The organism is Sandaracinaceae bacterium, from assembly GCA_016706685.1.
Lineage (GTDB): Bacteria > Myxococcota_A > Polyangia > Polyangiales > Houyiibacteriaceae > JADJJE01.
In genome coordinates this window covers 1-17,152 of the sequence record JADJJE010000007.1, presented here as the reverse complement: position 1 = coordinate 17,152, position 17,152 = coordinate 1, and the positions used below count along the sequence as shown (strand labels likewise).

15 protein-coding genes are annotated in these 17,152 nt (G+C 68.5%); 2 read left to right on the top strand and 13 right to left on the bottom strand.

Translation table 11 applies throughout. The annotated features are described in order from the left end of the window. The first annotated feature begins 118 nt into the window (after positions 1–118). The gene (locus IPI43_11345; protein MBK7774713.1) at positions 119–4,183 is read left to right on the top strand and encodes an RHS repeat-associated core domain-containing protein; all 4,065 of its coding nucleotides are present in this window, start codon (positions 119–121) and stop codon (positions 4,181–4,183) included. Positions 4,184–4,933: 750 nt separating this feature from the next. Here IPI43_11345 and IPI43_11340 read toward each other — a convergent pair. From IPI43_11340 to IPI43_11280, 13 genes are all read right to left on the bottom strand, one after another. Beyond that, a complete protein-coding gene (locus tag IPI43_11340; protein ID MBK7774712.1) occupies positions 4,934–5,908 on the bottom strand; it encodes a hypothetical protein in 975 nt (324 codons plus the stop codon). A 283-nt stretch (positions 5,909–6,191) separates the two neighbouring features. Next, positions 6,192–7,919 (bottom strand): GAF domain-containing protein, encoded by a 1,728-nt coding sequence (locus tag IPI43_11335; GenBank protein ID MBK7774711.1) that lies wholly within the window; start codon positions 7,917–7,919, stop codon positions 6,192–6,194. After that, positions 7,862–8,800: a hypothetical protein gene (locus tag IPI43_11330; GenBank protein MBK7774710.1), complete on the bottom strand. Its 939-nt coding sequence runs from the start codon at positions 8,798–8,800 to the stop codon at positions 7,862–7,864. Before IPI43_11330 ends, IPI43_11335 begins: the two co-directional genes overlap by 58 nt. Then, positions 8,797–9,024: a hypothetical protein gene (locus IPI43_11325; protein MBK7774709.1), complete on the bottom strand. Its 228-nt coding sequence runs from the start codon at positions 9,022–9,024 to the stop codon at positions 8,797–8,799. The genes IPI43_11330 and IPI43_11325 overlap by 4 nt, the downstream gene beginning before the upstream one ends. Before the next feature lie 10 nt (positions 9,025–9,034). Next, on the bottom strand, positions 9,035–9,331 hold the full coding sequence (locus tag IPI43_11320; GenBank protein ID MBK7774708.1) for a hypothetical protein: 297 nt from the start codon (positions 9,329–9,331) through the stop codon (positions 9,035–9,037). A gap of 1 nt (position 9,332) precedes the next feature. Then, positions 9,333–9,680 (bottom strand): hypothetical protein, encoded by a 348-nt coding sequence (locus tag IPI43_11315; GenBank protein MBK7774707.1) that lies wholly within the window; start codon positions 9,678–9,680, stop codon positions 9,333–9,335. Next, positions 9,617–10,855, bottom strand: coding sequence for a hypothetical protein (locus IPI43_11310; GenBank protein MBK7774706.1), 1,239 nt, complete (start codon positions 10,853–10,855; stop codon positions 9,617–9,619). The genes IPI43_11315 and IPI43_11310 overlap by 64 nt, the downstream gene beginning before the upstream one ends. Positions 10,856–11,178: 323 nt before the next feature. Then, complete coding sequence (locus IPI43_11305) at positions 11,179–11,364, bottom strand: hypothetical protein (GenBank protein MBK7774705.1); 186 nt, start codon at positions 11,362–11,364, stop codon at positions 11,179–11,181. A gap of 1,763 nt (positions 11,365–13,127) precedes the next feature. Continuing rightward, positions 13,128–13,430, bottom strand: coding sequence for a hypothetical protein (locus tag IPI43_11300; GenBank protein MBK7774704.1), 303 nt, complete (start codon positions 13,428–13,430; stop codon positions 13,128–13,130). A 355-nt stretch (positions 13,431–13,785) separates the two neighbouring features. Continuing rightward, entirely contained in the window at positions 13,786–14,010 is a 225-nt protein-coding gene (locus IPI43_11295) for a hypothetical protein (GenBank protein MBK7774703.1), read from the bottom strand. Between the two features lie 45 nt (positions 14,011–14,055). Further along, the gene (locus IPI43_11290; GenBank protein MBK7774702.1) at positions 14,056–14,202 is read right to left on the bottom strand and encodes a hypothetical protein; all 147 of its coding nucleotides are present in this window, start codon (positions 14,200–14,202) and stop codon (positions 14,056–14,058) included. A gap of 304 nt (positions 14,203–14,506) precedes the next feature. After that, entirely contained in the window at positions 14,507–14,644 is a 138-nt protein-coding gene (locus IPI43_11285) for a hypothetical protein (protein ID MBK7774701.1), read from the bottom strand. A 312-nt stretch (positions 14,645–14,956) separates the two neighbouring features. Continuing rightward, positions 14,957–15,469, bottom strand: coding sequence for an LLM class flavin-dependent oxidoreductase (locus IPI43_11280; protein ID MBK7774700.1), 513 nt, complete (start codon positions 15,467–15,469; stop codon positions 14,957–14,959). A 246-nt stretch (positions 15,470–15,715) separates the two neighbouring features. On the opposite strand from IPI43_11280, the gene IPI43_11275 reads away from it, so the two are divergent. Further along, positions 15,716–15,916, top strand: coding sequence for a hypothetical protein (locus IPI43_11275; protein ID MBK7774699.1), 201 nt, complete (start codon positions 15,716–15,718; stop codon positions 15,914–15,916). Positions 15,917–17,152 lie beyond the last annotated feature (1,236 nt).

The following is a 17,152-nucleotide window of genomic DNA, read 5'->3' as shown; positions in this document are numbered from 1 at the left end:
CTGCGCTACGCCCAGGTGGAGTACGAAGACGCGTACGCGCAGCTCCCCCAGGCCGAGCGCATCGCAGTGGCAGGTTACGACGGTCAGACCTTCTGTGACGCCACCATCCCCTTCTGGCATGGTCGAGACCACCGCCACGTGGGACCGAGGGTTTGGCGTGCTGCGCACAGCCACGGACCCGAACGGGCAGACCACCACGGTGGCCTATGACGGCCTGGCGCGGCTCACGGCCGTGACGCCCCCCAACTTCAACGACTGCCCCATGATCGACGTGCCGGTGCAGACGTTCCGGTATGACCTGGTGGTGGATGGCCGCCCGGTGAGCCGCATCACCGCGCTCCAGAATCACGGCAACGTGGGTTGCACGGCGCCCGCCTACATCGAGAGCGTGTCCTACGTGGACGGGCTCGGGCGCGCGCGGGCCGCGCTCACGCGGCGCAGCGGCACGGAGTGGGAGCGCAGCGGCGTGACCATCTTCAACGCGCGCGGCACAGCCTACCTCGGTTACCAAAATGACCTGGTGTCGGGGGCCATGCCCACGCTCGACACCGTGCTCGCGCGCCCTTCGGCGTACTTCACCGAGGCGGAGTACGACGCCTTTGGCCGCGTGACCAAGGCGTGGGCAGAGGACCGCTCGCGCACCGAGACCCGCTACGGCGCCACCAGCACGGTGGTGTGTGACGCGCTCGACCTGAGCAACGACCCACGCTTCAAGGACACGTGCACTCTGACACGGGTGGACGGACACGGGCGCAGCTATGACCAGGTGCTGCACCAGCGCCGGGCGTCGCAGGGCTACGCGGACGAGTACTACCGGCTCTACACCCTCTACCGCCCGGACAACGCCGTGGCGCTGGTGCTGCGTGCCGAGACGGCGGACGCCGCTCCGGTGGAGACCACCTCGCTGGTGGGCAACCGCTCCTCATCCGTGTGTTCCACGTGGACTCCGCTGGGCCGCCGCGTGGGGGAGCGTGGACCCCGACAGCGACTCTGCGCGACCTGGTCCATGGACGAGACCAACCGCACGTGGCGCTACCTCTTCAACGACGTGGGCGACCCCATCGCGGTGCGCGACCCACGCGGCTGTGGCCAAAACTTCTTCTACGACCACGCTGGCCGCCTCATCGCCGAGGACTACGTGGAGTGCGACGAGGTCCTGCCGGCGGGCACGCGGCCGGTGTATCCCCTGCCCGCGAGCGCCATCGCCGAGGGCGAGATTGGTAGCGGCACGGCGCAGTATGTGGACGCCCGCTACTACTTCGACGAGGAGCCCGAGTTTACCGGCGGCTTCGTCACGGCGTTCTTCCCCACACCACACTTGGTGGGGCGCGCCACCGGCTCCGTGGACCGTGCGCAAGCCTCCGTGGCGGTCTACGACGCGCGCGGCCAGGCCGAGGTGTCGGTGCGGATCATGAGCCTCATCACCGAGGCGCGAGCGCTGGACCCAACGCTCCCCGAAGACCTGGACGACGACGGCGTGCACACGGCCGCGGCACCGAGTGACCAAGTGTTCGACAACGCCAACGCCTACTTCACGATGACGGCGTACGACAATCTCGGCCGCCCGACACAGATGACCTACCCCGATGTCATCGACGGGACGTCGGTGTCCCAGACCCTGGTGCGGGGCCGCCTGTCCTACAACCAGCTGGGCCTGCCCACCGCCGTGAACTTGGACGTGTTCTACCAGTCCACGAGCGCCACCCCGGCGTACAGCACGCCCATCGTCCGGGACATCACCTACGATGCCAATCGCCTGCCCATCCGCATCGACTATGGCGACCAGGGCGTGACTCACGACCTGCACGCCGAGATGCGCTACGACGAGCGCCTGCGCGTGCTGCGCTCATGGGCCACGCGCAACGCGCCGGCCACCACGGGGCTGAACGCGGTCACCCGGGTCCACGACTTCAACTACGTGTGGGACGCGGTGAGCAACCTGCGTGTGGTGACCGACGCGCGCCTCAACAACGAGTGGTCCGCGGGGTATCGCCCGTGGCAGCAGACCATCGACCACGACGCGCTCTACCGGGTTAACGAGATCGACATCCACTACATGGACGCCTCGGGACAGTGGAACCCCTCGTACCTGGACGCGGCCACGGACTGGCGCTCGGAGCGCACGCGCCCCAACCAAGACGGCAGCACCCACGAGCAGCGCGACCCCATGCGTCGTCGCCCGGCCCCCATGGTGTCGAACAACGCGCCCGACCGCGTGCGCAACCTGGTCTACGACTACGACTGGCTCGCCAACATGACCGACTGGACGGACGACGCGGGCGTGTTCTACGAGCGCTCGGCCGGCCTGCTCACCAGCGGCAACGACGCGCCCGACTTCAACGGCTGGGGCCCCACGCACCGCCCGAGCGCCCTCTACCTGAGCACCAACATCAGCGACGCCCCCGGCGGCCCCAGCTCGGTCCCCCGCGGCGGATACGTGTGGCTGGACTACGGGGAGAGCGGCAGCGTCGTGGGCATGACGGTCCACGGCGAGTGCCACGACCGCAGCGAGACCACCCTATGCCAGGACCTCGACCCGGCCACCAGCAGCTTCGGCGACCGCAAGGCCGCGCTCGAGGCGGGCTGCGTGTGCGCGGAAGAGCAGCACTACCGCTACGACTGGGACGAGCTCAACCGCCTGGCCGAGGCCCGCCGCTACGACCGCACGGGCGGCAGCGGCCCGTGGGACCTCGCGGTGCAGCAGCGCTACCGCTACGACGCGGCCAACGTGCGCATGATCAAGGAGACCATCGACCACAGCGCCGCCCCCTTCGCGGCCGTCACCCTCACGCCGTATCCAGGCAGCTTCGAGCGCCGTGGCCTGACCCTCAACACGCTGGACAGCACCTACGACTCGAGCGCCAGCCTGAACTCCGAGAGTCAGTACAACATCGGCGGCGCCCGCCTGGTGTGGGGCACCGACGACCCCCGCACCGGCGAGCTCACGCGCAGCCAACGCCTGACGTTGCCGCTCAGCGATCTGGTGCAGAGCACCGCCGCCGTGGTGGACTTGCAGAGCGGCGACCTCATCGAGCACACCACGTTCTACCCGAACGGCGCACGCGAGACGCACCTGAGCACGGACGAGGTGTCCATGCAGCTCGAGCCCGTGGGCTTCACCGGGAAGGAAGCCGACGAAGAGGTCGGGCTGGTGTACTTCGGCGAGCGGTATCTGATTCCGCGGCTCGGCCGCTGGGCGAGTGTGGACCCGCTGAGCGTGCATGCGATGGGCGGCGGCGAGGCGATGAACGGGTACCACTACGTTAGCGGGAACCTCCTCCAGGCTCGTGACCCGTTGGGTCTTCAGACCGACGACGAGGCAATCGAGGTTGACTCCGGGGGGGACTACGCTTCGGACTTCTGCGGCGCGACAGCAGGGTGCAGAATGGGGACCGGTGGTGAGCTGATCATCACGGGCCAAGCGCCGCCAACTGCCCCAGCGACGATCGGTCCTCCACGTCCGTCGGGGCCACCCACCGCGGAACAAGTTCGCTATACGCGGTTGTGGCGAGACCAACAGTTTCGAGAGTCTGGTGTATCGCACTCCGGTTCGTTTATCGATTTCGTCGCGGGAATCGCTCGTTTCCTGGACGCATCGGTCTGCAACTTCGGTCTAAATTCGCATCTTGAGAGGTGTGGAGGGCAGGACGACCTATTCGGTAGACTGGAAGATGAAGGTTTAGATCTTGGAGTAGATCGAAGGTCAATCCAATATGGATACTTCTCGTCAGGACCAAGTCTTCAAGACGCCCTAGGGATGGCTCTCGGAGGGTTCTTATCCCGATTCTCCTCCCATGGCGCAGTCCCAGCAGCCGCAGAACAGACGGCCACGCGCACGAACGCGGAGCTAATTCAGGAAGTTGCGACGAGAGCTGAACGTAGGATTGGCGGCATCGGACGCCACGCCGGTTCCCTCAAGCACAGATATGCTCAAAGGGTCCTGGACAGGTACCAGCGAATGTTCGGAGACCGTGGGCTACGCACAGAAATTTCCTTTCTTGGGCGCGTCCAAGTAAGATATGGTACGCGGGGAAGCGCAAGGATCGATGTGCTTGATGAACTTGCCAATATTGCGTATGATTTCAAGTTCACAATTCGACCGCCCGGGATGTCTGCGCGGCAGATCTCACACATACAATCACAGGGGCCTTTGGGAGTTCGAGTTGTCGAGGTGAACCCATGAGCACTAGATTGACGTCGTCAGTGAGACGGCATATCACGAATGATTGGTTGAGCGGACTTCCTGGATTCAGTGAGTACGAGTCACTCCACATCGTTCGGCGAGTGGGTCCAATTCTCCAAGGGGTAGTATTGGAGCGCACGAGTGGAAACGATGCATATCGACCAACAACTCATGTTCACTCGTTGATGCGAGTGTCCAGTGTCGTGACGATGACGCTTGCACACCGACTAAAAAGTGAACGGACAGGCGGTCCCGATAGTGTCACGGTTGCCGGCCACGCCATGCGGTTTCCAAATGTTTGCGACAGCCTGAAGAGGCAGAGCCCGCTTGCTCTGTTCGGTGACCTAACTCTCTCGGGTCTCTTGACGGCATACCGGTTGTTTTCAGCTCGCCCGGGTACTCACTATGATGCTCACCTCTTGTACGAGGATATGGCCTCGGCGGCGGCATGGTGCGGAATGGGTGAGTTGGCCGATGCGATCGTCGTCGAGGGGTGCGATGTCATCTCAAAGTGGCCACAGGAGATCGTCAGACAGATCGGTGGCGTGGAGTCTTGGAGAGCCCGCACAGTAACGACGATTTCTGACCGCGATGCACTCGGCCATGTGATCCAAGACGAACTTGACAAGTTTCGACTCTCCACACTTCCAGTGTCAGCTCTGGTGGGTTGCTGACCATGTGCGCCCCTGTCGACGAAAAGCGCCCCGGAGGACTGCTGTCCGCCGGGGCGTCTTCGTGTTCAGCGCAGGCTCAGAAGCCTTGGGCGTTCAGCTGCGGGCGCTCCGTGATGGCCACGCGGTACGGGATGGCCTGGCCAGCCGCGTAGCTGCCCACCCAGATCTGGTAGGTGCCCGCCGGCGCCGGGCCCTGGATGACTGGGTTGAAGTTGCCGCCGCCGTCGTCGTCGCACAGGAACGTGCCGGCCGGCGTGCGCACCACCAGGGTGGTGTCCTGCGCGGCCGAGCCCACGAGGCGCAAGTTGGGGAAGTTGCCCGACGTGGTGAGGATGTGGTTGGGCGTCGGGGTGACGAAGCCACGGCAGGCCGCGTTCATCTGGCTGGCCTGCATGGTGCCACCGGCCGTGCCGCTGAGGACCTGCGGATCCGGAAGGAAGCCGGGCGCCACGGTGGCCATGGAGGGGGCGCCACCGGTGGGGGCGGCGACGCCGGGCATCACGCCAGGGACGGCGCCGGGGACCGCGCCCGTGGGGGCCGGGATCTGCGCGTCCGTGAACGCCGGGTTCTCGGTGACGGCCAAGTTGTACGGGAAGTTCTGCCCGCCGATGTAGCTGCCGATGTAGATCTGGTAGGTGCCCGGCATGAGCATGGCTTGCACGGCTGGGTTCATGCCCGTCTCGCCGCCGTCGTCATCGCACAGGTAGGTGCCGTCGGGCTTGCGGATGACCAGCGTGGTGTCGTTGGACCCCGCGTTGATGAGGAAGCGCACCAGGTTGAACGTGCCGCTGGCCACGAAGAGGTGGTCGGGCCGTGAGCTGATGTGGCCGCGGCAGGTGGGGCTCAGCGTGGACGCGTCGATGTTGCCGCCGCTGACGCCAGCCGCCATGTGCGGGTCCGGCATGAAGCCGGGCGCGAGCGCGATGGTACCGAAGTTGGAGTCACCGCCGGAGGGCGCGACGCCCGGGACCGGAATGGCGACAGGCGCCACTGGCTGCCCAGGGACACCGGGCGGCGGCACGGCCACGGGCTGACCGGGCGGCGCCACCATGGGCTGACCGGGCACGCCCGGGACGGGGCGGCCACGCCGGTGCCGGGCGGCGGGGAGGCGGCGGTGCGGTCTCGTCGCCGCCGCAGCCCACGAGGGCCAGGGCCACGAACAGGGTGAGGAGCGCAGCGGGGCGCGCCTTCGAAAGGGACGTGGATGCAGACACGGTTTCGCCTTTTGGTGTGGGGCGCTTGCTGCGCCAGAGTCGCGCACACCCGTGCGCTCGGACGGGATGATGACGCGGCCACCGGGTCGCGATCAAGGTCTCCCGCACGCCCGCTGCCGTTCAGGCGGGGCCGCGCAGCTCGCCCGCCACGGTGGCCTCCATGTACTCGGGCAGGAACTCGAGGAAGCGACGCTTGCGGACTGGCGCTTCGGGCGCTTCGAAGGGCTTGGGCTGGAAGGCCAGCAGCGCGGCCTCGTCCACGTGGTCGATGAGCTCGGGTGGCAGGTACTTCTGCCCATATTGGCGGTACACGCCGCTGGTCACGAACAGATCGAAGAGCTCGGGGTCCAGGTGGTTGTCGCGCTTCATGAAGGCCATGATCTTCATGGACTCCGACAGCGTCTTGCCCTTCTTGTAGGGGCGATCCTGCGCGGTGAGCGCCTCGAACACGTCGGCGATGGCCATGATGCGCGCGGGGACGCTCATGTCGCCCGCGTAGATGCCCTTGGGGTAGCCGCCGCCGTCCATCTTCTCGTGGTGGCCGCCAGCGTACTCGGGCACGCGCCGCAGGTTGCGCGGGAAGGGCAGGCGCTCGAGCATCTTCACGGTCTGCACCATGTGCCCGTTGATGATGAGCCGCTCTTCTTGGGTGAGCGTGCCCTGCTGGATCTGCAGGTTGTAGACCTCGTCGGCGTCCAGCAGGGCGCGCTCCTTGCCGTTCTCCAGGTAGCGCCGCGCGCCGATCTCCGCGATGCGTGCGCGCGCCGTGTCCGGCAGGAACTCGGAGCCCACGTTGGCGTTCTCGAGGAAGGCTAGCTCTTCGCGCAACGTGGTCAGCGCTTGGGCGTGCTGGGCCTCGGCGTCGGCGCGCGGTGTGCCATTGGCGATGGCCTCCAGCATGGCGATGCGCGCGTCGCGCTCCAGCACCGCGAAGCGAGCGCGCACCACGGCGATGCGGTCGAAGATGGTCTCGAGCTTGGTGGCCTTGTCCATGATGTGGACGGGCGTGGTCACCTTGCCGCAGTCGTGGAGCCAGGCCGCGATGCGCAGCTCGTACCACTCCTCGTCGCTCAGCGTGAAGTCGCGGAACGGCCCCTCGGTCACGTCGCAGGCGGCCTTCACGATCATCTCGGTGAGGATGGGCACGCGCTCGCAGTGGCCGCCGGTGTACGGCGACTTGGCGTCGATGGCGGCGGCGATCATCTGGATGAAGCTCTCGAGCAGCTCCCGCTGGCCGTCCAGCAGCAGCTGGTTGTCGAGCGCGATGCCGGCCTGCGAGGCGAGCGACTCCACCACGCGCTGGTGGTCCGCGCGGAAGGGCACCACCTTGCCCGTCTCCGGGTCCTGCGCGTTGAGCAGCTGCAGCACGCCGATGACGGTGCCGTCGTTGTTGACCAGCGGCACCGTCAGGAACGACTGGCTGCGGTAGTCGTTGCGCGCGTCGAACGCCTTCGTGCCCGAGAAGTCGAACTCGGTGGAGATGGCGTAGGCGTCCGGGATGTTCACGGACTCTTTGAGCAGCGCCGCGCACGTGGCCACGTTGCTGCGGTTGGGCTCGCCCGTGAGGGGGTCATGAAGCGGCAGCGGCGGCAGCGTGACGGGCTTGCCGGTGCTGCCCCCGAGCGCAATGCCCAGCGAGTCGGAGCGCAGGATCGCGAAGCGCAGCGTGTCCTCGGAGCGCAGGTAGAGCGTGCCGCCGTCGGCGTTGCAGAGCGCTTTGGCCTCGAGCAGGATCATCTCGATGAGCCGGTCCTTGCTGCGCTCCGCGGAGAGCGCAGTGCCGATGCGCATCAGCAACTCCAGCTTCTCGAGCTTCTCTTCGAGCTGAGACTGAGTGAGGCTCTCCATGCGGCGAACTGTAGCGCTTTAAGAAGCGCTAGCTCAATTCCGAGGAAAACGTGCGTGGTTTTCCATCGTGGCCAAAGTCGTGCACCAGATCGACACGCACCTCGATGCCCGGTCCGAACACGCGCTCCATGGCGAGGCGCATGCCCTCGACGGACGAGGGGATGGACGGAGCCGGGCTCAGCCGCACGTCCACTGTGGTCGGCGCGCTGGTGCACCTCGTGCTGCACGAACGGGCCCACGTCGCGCAACGCACGACCCACGTCCACGGAGTTCACGAGGCTCCCGTTGCGGGCGCGGAAGTGCACCGCCTCCCGGCCCTCGAGGCCCAGGATGACGCGCGCCTTGCGGCCATCGGCGAGGGTGCAGGTGCCGAGCGCCCCGCGGTCCGACGAGCGATAGCGCACCAGCGGCAGGTACGGGTTGCGGCCGCCGGTGAAGGTCAGCTCGCCCACCTCACCGTCGGGCAGGGGCAGGCCGTCTTCGTCCAGCACCTCCACGAAGAGGTCGGGCAGCAACAGCACGTGACCCGGCGCGCCCGGGAGCTTCGCCGCGATGGGGCCCACCTCGGTGGCGCCGTAGAAGTCGATGACCGGGCAGTCGAAGTGCGCGGCCGCAGCGGCGGCGTGCGCCGGGTCCAGCATGAGCGCGCTCGAGAAGATGGCGCGCGGACGCACCGGCACGTCCAGCTCCAGCATGCTGGCCAGCGTGAGCGGGTCGGCCGTGACCAGCTGCGGCGCGAATTCGGTGAGGAAGCGCTCGCGGCTCGCGGCGCCCCCAGCCCAGGCGTGGTCGGGCAGGTTCAGCTTGGCGAAGCCCGACTGGTTCCAGACCGTGAAGCACGTGGCGAACACGAAGGTCTCGCGCTGCGCGCACAGGTTCACCGTGCCCGGCTTGCCCGGCTCGAACGCGGTGGCGATGGCGTGCTCGGCCAGGGCCCGCTCCCGAACGCGTGGTTCTTGGCCACGGCGCCCGGGTGGTGCAGCACCGAGAGCGCGTGCCCGCTGGTGCCGGAGGTGGTGTACAGCACCGCGTCGTGGAGTGGCAGCTCGCGCGGCACGAAGTCCACCAAGCGCGACGCCAGGCCCTCGCGTGAGCAGGTGGGCACGGCGTCCCAGTCACGGCGCGGGTCCAGCCCTTTCGGGCCAGCGCTGCGCGAGATCGAAGGTCTGGTCCACCTGCGCGCGCACTCGCTCGAGCAGCGCCTCGGAGGGGCGCTCACCGGCTTCGAGCGGCGCCTCGGCGCACTGCTCCCGAAAGGTGTCGAGCGCGGCGGCCTCGGCGTCGCCCACGCGGTCGCCGATGGTGTGGTTCCAGCGCGGCGCGTCCACGTGCTGCAGCAGGGCCTCGATGCCCTGGTAGCCGGCTTCGGTCATGCGCGGAGAGCGCGCGCGCCACTCGTCGGGGATGCTCATCTCAATACTCCCTGTCGTAGCGAGCCGCCTGCTCTTCGGCTTGCTTCTTCGCCAGCTCGGCGGCCAGCTCGGCCTCGCGCTTGCGGCGCGCGTCTTCGGCGGCGCGGGCCTCTTGCAGCAGGCGCACGCGACGCACGCTGTCGAGCGCGCTCAGGCGGTCCTCGGCGTCGGCCGGCGCCTCGCCCTCGGGGGCCAGCTCGAGGTGGCGTAGCACCAGGCGCACGAGCTCCTCGCGGCGGTCGGCGTCGTCCAGGAACTGCCGCGCCGCCACCACCTCCAGCACCGTCATGGACTCCGTGACGGCCAGCTCGAGGCGCGCGGCGGCGAGGCCACGGAAGGCCTCGTCCATGAGCAGCCAGGCCAGCACTCGGCCCAGGAAGTTCCGCTGCGCGGGCGCGGTGTCATTGGCGCCCTTCTTGGGCTTCTTGGCCGCGGGGCTCTTGCGAAAGAGCCCGAGGAGCGCGTCCGAAGGCGGCGCGTCGCTCTGCACCAGCACCATGTCGTGCAAGATGGCGTGGGTGACCAGCGGCGCCGGCCCTCGCGCGGAGCCTCGACGAACACGCTGGGGATGGCGCTCAGGCGGCGACACAGCCGCTCGACCGATAGGTGGCTAGTGGTGGTGCTGCTCATGCCCGTCTTCCTGCCCGCGCTTCGGGCTCCTTCGAGTAGGTCTTGCGGGCGAACGCGCGCGAACTCCACCAGCTGTGCCTCGTTCGACACCGCGTGCGGCTCCACCCCGGCCGCCCGCAGCTTCGCCAGGAAGGGCTCGTACCCAGCGGTCTGCGTGGACAGGTTGAGCGCCGCGGTGGCCCCGCCGCCCGCGTTCTTCACGGCCTGCGCGAGGGTGTCCCAGCCCCCACCGTTCCGTCGATCTCGCGAAACAGATCGCTGTCCGACACGATCAGGATGTGTGTCTTTCGCACGAACGGGCCGGGCACCACGAACGTCTGCTGGAGCGCGCGGCAGCCCGAACGAGCAGCCGGTCCCCAGGTAGTCGGTGAGCGTGCCCAACAACACGCGCTCGTCGCGCACGAAGCCGGGGGTCTCGCGGAAGGTGCCCTGGCCATGCCACTCGCCCGACAGGCACACCATGGCGCGCGCCGCGGCGCGCAGGGCGCTCAAGAGGATGACGGTGCCCGCCAGCGCCGGGTAGCTCAGGCGCTGAGCCGGGTTGGCCATGGACCCCGAGCAGTCCACGCCCACGTAGAGGTCCGGTGGCTTGCGCTCAGGCTCGCCGCCGTCGGTGACGCCATAGCTGCGCTCCACGGTGCTGACGCCCGGGATGACCACGGGGCTGCGCAGCAGCGTCTGCACCCCAGTCGATGCGCTCGAGCGACGACCCCGGCTCCCACGCTCGAGCCCTCGGGCAGCGGGTCGCCGGCGCGCGTCTGCAGCTCGGCGGGGGAAGGGTATCAGGCGCCCGCGGGCAAGCTCCTTGTAGTAGTGGATGACCACGTCACGCGGGTCTCGCTTCACGGCGAGCGCCTTCATGATGTCCACGTACTCGGCGGGGCTGCGCGTCATCGGCCGGCGGTCGGGCAGGCCCGCACCGCCCTTCGACACGCCACCAGGGCCTGGGCGCGGACCCCTTGTGCGCCCCGCTCGTCGGCTTCCCGTCCTCGCCCTCGCCCTCGCCTCCTCGCCGTCGTCGTCGCCTTCGCCGGCTTCGGCGCCGCCCGCTCCACTCGCGTCGCCTGCGATGCTGGGGTCTTCGCTCGGGTGCACCGGCATGCCGCCCCTCGGTCTTGCCGCCGAACGCCTCGTCCTCCACGAGGCCATCCGGGATCTGGTCACCGCCGTGCGACATGGTGGTGTCCAGCCAGTCGCCCAGCTGCGGTGCCTTTCCGTCACGCGCGGCTTGCAGCAGGTACCCGCAGGATGCGCGCAAAGGAGCTGGCGCCCTCGAGCCAGCTCGAGCGGAAGATGCGCACGATGCGCGCCGACAAGTCCGCGTCGCGCTCGATGGTGGCGGACAGGTCGGTGCGCCCGAGCGTGCCCGTCTTGAGGCCCCAGAGGCGCTCGTACGTGCGCATGTAGAGCGTCCACAGCGGGTCCGGGTCCGGGACGCGAAGCGGCTGCGTACACGCCCGCCATGTTCAGCCCGGCGGAGCGTGCCAGGCGGTCGTTCAGCAGCAGGTCGGCGTACAGGTTGGCCGCCATGGGCGCGTGGGCGTGCAGGTCTCCGCCGAGGTCGCCGGCGGATGCGCGCCAGCAGGCGGCCCTGGTCGCGCAGGTTGCCGGGCGCGTGCACGTGGTGGCCCACCTCGTGCGCCAGGATCTCCTTCGCGAAGCCCTCGAGGCCGCGGTTCTGGATCTGGGGCAGCGAGATGACCACGGACAGATCGGTGAGGCGGATCATCGCGAACGAGCCCACTAAGCCCTCGCGCTTCTCCTCGTCCGCGCTCATGCACAAGATGGGCGAGCGCAGGCGCGTGAAGCGGCTGAACACGGTGCTGGCCTCGGGCCACGCCGCGAGCCAGGCCTCGCGCAGGCTCTCGAGCGAGGGCAGCGCGGCCGGAGCGCTCATGCGGGAGCGGCCTCCGACCGACCACGAACACGAAGTGGCTCTCGGGCACCGTGACGACCAGTGCGCCGTCCGCATAGGCCGGCTGCTGGCGCCCGCGCGAGGAGAGGCAGCTGGGCCCTCGCGTCGCCCATGGAGACGTCGCCCTTTTCGCTGAGCGCCACCGGGGAGGGCGCTGCGTCCACCTGGTCGCTGGGGGTCTCGGCGACGGGGCGCAGCGTGGCGCCGAAGGCGTCGGCAAAGACCTCGGTGGGGGCGTGCGAGTCGAACGCGAAGAGCCGCCCTCGGCCGCGACCACCAGCGGCGGGTCACGGAACATGCCGCCGAAGCCCACGAAGCCACCCACACGCGCCACCACTTCGGGGATCCGAGCGGGCCTGTGTCCAGCGGTGCCGCGAAAGCGTCGCTCGGCGTCCGGGCCGAGCGCCTCCACCCCAGCGTGGTGCGACGCAGCACGGGCGACAGTTTCAAAGCGCTCGCGCGCCGCAGCACGGAACTCGGGCTGCGCCTTCGCGCCACGCCAGCACCAGCCCCAGCGCGAACAGCGCGTCCACATCGGCGCACGAAGGCCCCAGCGACTCCATGCCGCCCAGCCAGCGGTCGGCGCTGAGCGTCCAAGCGCTCGAGACGCAGCGCCGCGTTGCAGACGGCCAGCGAGAGGTCGCGCGCGCGCTCGGGGAACACCGCGAGCAGCACCGGCAGCGTGGATGCGAACGCCCGCGCGATGGCGCGGCTGGGCGAGTCCCCGCCCAAGAGGCCCTGACGATGGGCCCGCAGGCTCAGGCGGTAGAGCGCGGTGGTCAGGTCCTCGGCGCGCTCGGTGTCGCCGCCCGAAAGGGTGTCCACCAGCGGGCCCACCACGCCGCCCAGGTGGTGCAGGAACATGTCGGGGTCCACGCCCGGCCTGTCCTGGCGAAAGACCGCGTTCAGGTAGTGACGGCGCGCCGCGAGCGCGGCATGGAACGCCGACGCAGCGGCCTCGCTCACGCGCGGCTCCGCAGCCAGACGCGGTAGTTGGTGTAGCGCCGGTGCAGGTACTTCAGCGCCAGGATGTCGTCGAACATGGGCCGTAGAGCTTGCCGCCCGCCTCGATGCTGCGCAGCTGGCGCCTCGATGGCGTCGAGGGCTGCTCCACCTCGGGCAGCTCCACCCCGTCGAGGCCCCGGACTCGGTTTCCGAGCTCTCCATGAGCGTGGTGACGGTGTCCTCGGTGTCCCGGCCCAGGCGGTCGTAGGTCTGGCAGGCCGTGCTCGAATAGCCCGCGGATCCAGCTCACCTGGTCCAGGCGCAGCGAGCCGCCGCCGCCTTGGTCGAAGAAGGCCGCGCCGCGGTTCTGCGCGAGCCGGTCCGTGCAGCACGAAGGGCAGCACCCGGCGCACGTCCTCGAACCCTCCGCTCGGCGTTGCCGCGGAAGTACGCCGCGGCCTTGATGAACACCAGCATGGCCGCGAGCGCGCGCACGGAGAGCCCGTTCTGCGTCTGCGCGTTCAGGTCCAGCTGCGTGTCCTTGCCGCCCGGGCAGTCGGCGAAGCTGTTGAGGGCACGCCGGCCACCTTCATGCGTGTCCTTGGTCATGTACTCGGAGCCGCCGTCCGCCCGCCTCGAAGAACTCGAACCCCCTCGTGAAGAACTCGCAGCCGGCGCGGCAGCGCGAGGGGCACGCGCACGGCGCGGATCCCCTTCGAGTAGGCGGTCCAGCCCGGCCTGCGTGAAGACGATCTCGGGCGGCACCATGCCCGCGGGGCCACGCCCCCTCTTGGATGCGCGTGAGCAGCCCGTCCAGGAAGCGCGTGTTGAAGTGCAGCGCCTTCACCACCACGTCGACGGGTCGCGCAGGGCCTCGATGACCTGGTAGGTGCCGCCACCCGCGTCGTCGTTGGCCGTGAGGGAACCAGGCGGCCGGCGGGCACTCGTAGATCTGGTCGTAGACTCACGGCGTAGTTGTCCGCCATGACCGTGAGCAGCGCGGGACCGCGCGCGCGTGGGGATGCGGTTGTACTCGTCGGATGATCTTGACGCGCATGCCCAGCCAGCGACGCCACGCGATCTGGATGTCTTGGAAGCGCGCGGTGTTGATCGCGGTGTTGGGCAGCGGGCTCCCCAGCAGGTCAGCGATGGTCATCTGCGGCCGGCCGTGCTGGATGCCCTGCTTCACCTCGGTCAGGTTGTAGCCGGAGGAGGATGCCCAGCAGCGTGGCGATCACCGTCTTGAGCCGCGCCCGGGGCCGCCCACCAAGAGGTAGCGCCGCCGCACGGCCAGGTTGAGTAGCGGCATCATCGCGTAGCCTCGGTAGCCCTGCGACGTGGGCAGCGATACCTCCACCTTCGAGTCGCCGAAGCGAAACACCTTGGGGGCTTCCGGTGTTGTACTCGATGTCGTAGAAGGGCCTGATGATCGCGTGGTTGACGATCCAGAAGCAGGCCTCGCGAGCTTCGTCGAGCGCCACGCCGCCTGTGCCCCCGATTTGTGGCTCCACCACCGCATCGCCCAGTGGCTCCCGCAGAGCTCCGCCACGAAGCCCCTCTGGCTTGCGCCCCGCGCGGGGTTGGTGAACTTTCAGCCGACCTGCTGATGCTTGGTGCTTCCGTTGCCCGCGGGACGCCGAGAGACACTTCCTGCGCCCTCGCGAGCGAGCGTAGGCTACCGGCGTTCAGCCCGCCATGAAGCGCAGCACGTCCAGGTCCATGGAGCTCACCACCATGGTGCCCACGCCGACTCGCGCCAGCGCGCGAAACCGGTCGCGGATGCGCAACCTTTGCTGCCCATTCAGGTACACGGCGTCCACCATCTTCGTCGGTGACGGCCATGATGGCCTCCTGACGCTTGCCCGCGAACCACAGGTTCTGGATGTACCCGTTTCCCCTCGAAGCCCGAGTGCGAAGAAGTCCTCGTGGCTTCTTGGTCTTCGACCCCATGCCGCCGATGCAGAAGCCGAGCTGCTGCTTGAGGGCATGCGCGCAGCCTCGAGGTCGTCGGAGGTGACCACCACGACCGTGGGGGCGATGCCGAAGTCGGCCAAGTGCTCTTGCCGCGCACTTTCGCGAGAAGCCCGCGCTGAGCTTGTCGAGCACGAACTTGGGGTCGTCCGCCGTGAAGCTGGTCAGCAGGAGGCGGTCACCAACAGCTCACCGGCCTGCTCTTTTGCGCCTCCTGCGCCAGCGCGCCCACGTAGATGGGGGGACGTTGCATGTTGCAGGATGCTCTTCAGCGGCTTGCCCTGAATTGCGCTGCCGGTTCCCAAAGGATCCATCACGCCGTCGAACTCGAAAGCGGCGCCTTCGCGCTTGAAGATCTGGCGCACGATGGTCACGTAATTTCGCACCCACGTGAGCGTCTCGGCTGCTGGCCCGACCGTGCCAGCCCTCCGCACCACCAGGCCGCCATTGGGGAGGCCCAGCGATGAAGCGGCTCTGCTGAGCGCGTCCATGGTCACAGTCGCCATGGCGGTGCTAATCGGCGAGCGCCCGGGGATCTGCCTGATGCCGGTGCTAAGCTTGATCTTGGTGGCCTGTGCCCCGATCCAAGCCAACGGCGAGAACGCACCGAGCCCCACGCCTCGGCGGTCCAGACGGAGTCGTAACCCAGGCGCCTGGTTTCCTTGCACCTTAGTCACGGGCAGACTGTTGGCAGCCAACGCACCTGCAGTGCTCCAGGCCTTTCACCCTGGCGATAATATTCCACCAGCGCCCGAGCAACCAACCATGAATCCGAGTTTCATCGCCATTGCCTTTCCATTGCGGTGGAGGATGCTGGCATAGCGCGCGGGGAGTGGTTCCTGATAAACATGACAAGAAATACCATTTCCGTTCATCGTCGTCATATCTGTCTCGTGCCCGGCCGGCGGCTATAGTCGAGTGAGATGAAGCGCAAGCTCCTGCTGATGCTGCTCGTGGCCGCGGCGCCGGGCCTGTCTCTGGTGGCCGTCTCGCGGCGTGACCACGACCGCGCGGGCATCCGCTGCCGTGAGGTCCGCGGTAATCGCGCCGTACCCCGGTGTGCAGTGGGTGAGCGCCGAGAGCCTCACGCGCTGGCTCGCCCCGAAGCGCGCCTCCGCAGTTAAAGGTGATGACAGCCGTCTTTTGGGCGCCGAGTTCGACGTCAGCCACTCGGCGGGGCGTGTGGATGGACCCCGAACACCCTGACTGGAGCGTGGTGGACAGCAACCCCGCACGCCGCGTGGTGGCCCATTGCAGCGCGCGGGCTGGCAGCGGAGACATCGCCCAGCAGCTGCGCGCCCGCGGTCGCGCCAACGGCTTCAACTTGGAGCAGGGCCTCTCGCGGGCCAAACGTGCAGGCCTCCATGGTGCGGGGACAGCGCCGCCACGCAGGTCCACCCTACGACGCGGTCTGGGGCCGCATGTTGCGGTCCGAGCGGCGCTGCCAGCGCCGCTGCCGTGAGCCGGCCTTCAGCGCAGCGGCTCTCCGCGGATGCTGCAGAGACTGCATGCACGAGGCATTGTGATCCACACCACCAGCCGCCAGACCGCGTCCCCGTCTGCTTCCCTCGGCGGCTGCCCCCTGCTGGAGGCTTTTCACGATGCGCGACGCGCGCGCCTCCTCGGCGGCAGCATTGGCTGCAGCGATGGTCCATCAGCGTCGCCGTGGCGGCGCAGTCGGACTTCTTCGACGACCCCTTCGGCCGCGTGTATCGCCCATCCCGCAGATCTGGGCAACCGTGCTGGCGCCCGACGGTGCCGCGCGCGCCCTCCGGCGTCCGCGACCTCCACCGGCCCATAAAGGTCGGGACAACGCGGGGCAGAGCTTCCTACTCGCGTCGATCCCGAGACCTTCTGGTGGGCGCACGCCACGTCTACGCGGAGATGTTCGAGACCCGCCGGCTCTCGCATCGGAAGGCCGCTTCGTGCCGTCGGGCGTGGCAACGCCTACGCGGAGACCGTGGCCTGGTACTCAGCGCTACGGCACGAAACTTCCAGCCTCGCGCCGCCCGACTACGACTCCGTTCGTGGCGAAGTTCGGGAGAGAGTGCGCTGACGAGCTGCAGCTGACACCTGCGGCGCAGCGGGTGCTGGGGATGGCATTGGCGGGCGAGTGGAGACCGCCAGCCCATCCACGCCAACTTCTGCTGGATCAGCGCACGCGGAGCACCGGCCGCGCGATGGGAGCGGTTGCTTGCCACCCGTTGCGGGCGCGAGCGCTTTGGCATCCCGTGGGAGCCGCGCGGACCGGCGTCGCCTGAGCGCGCCACCCCCGTCATCACCAACACGTTCCTGAGGCGCTGCCCTCGAAGGTGCACCGGTTCGCGTTGCGCACCGCCTCCGGGTGGTCGGCAGCTGGA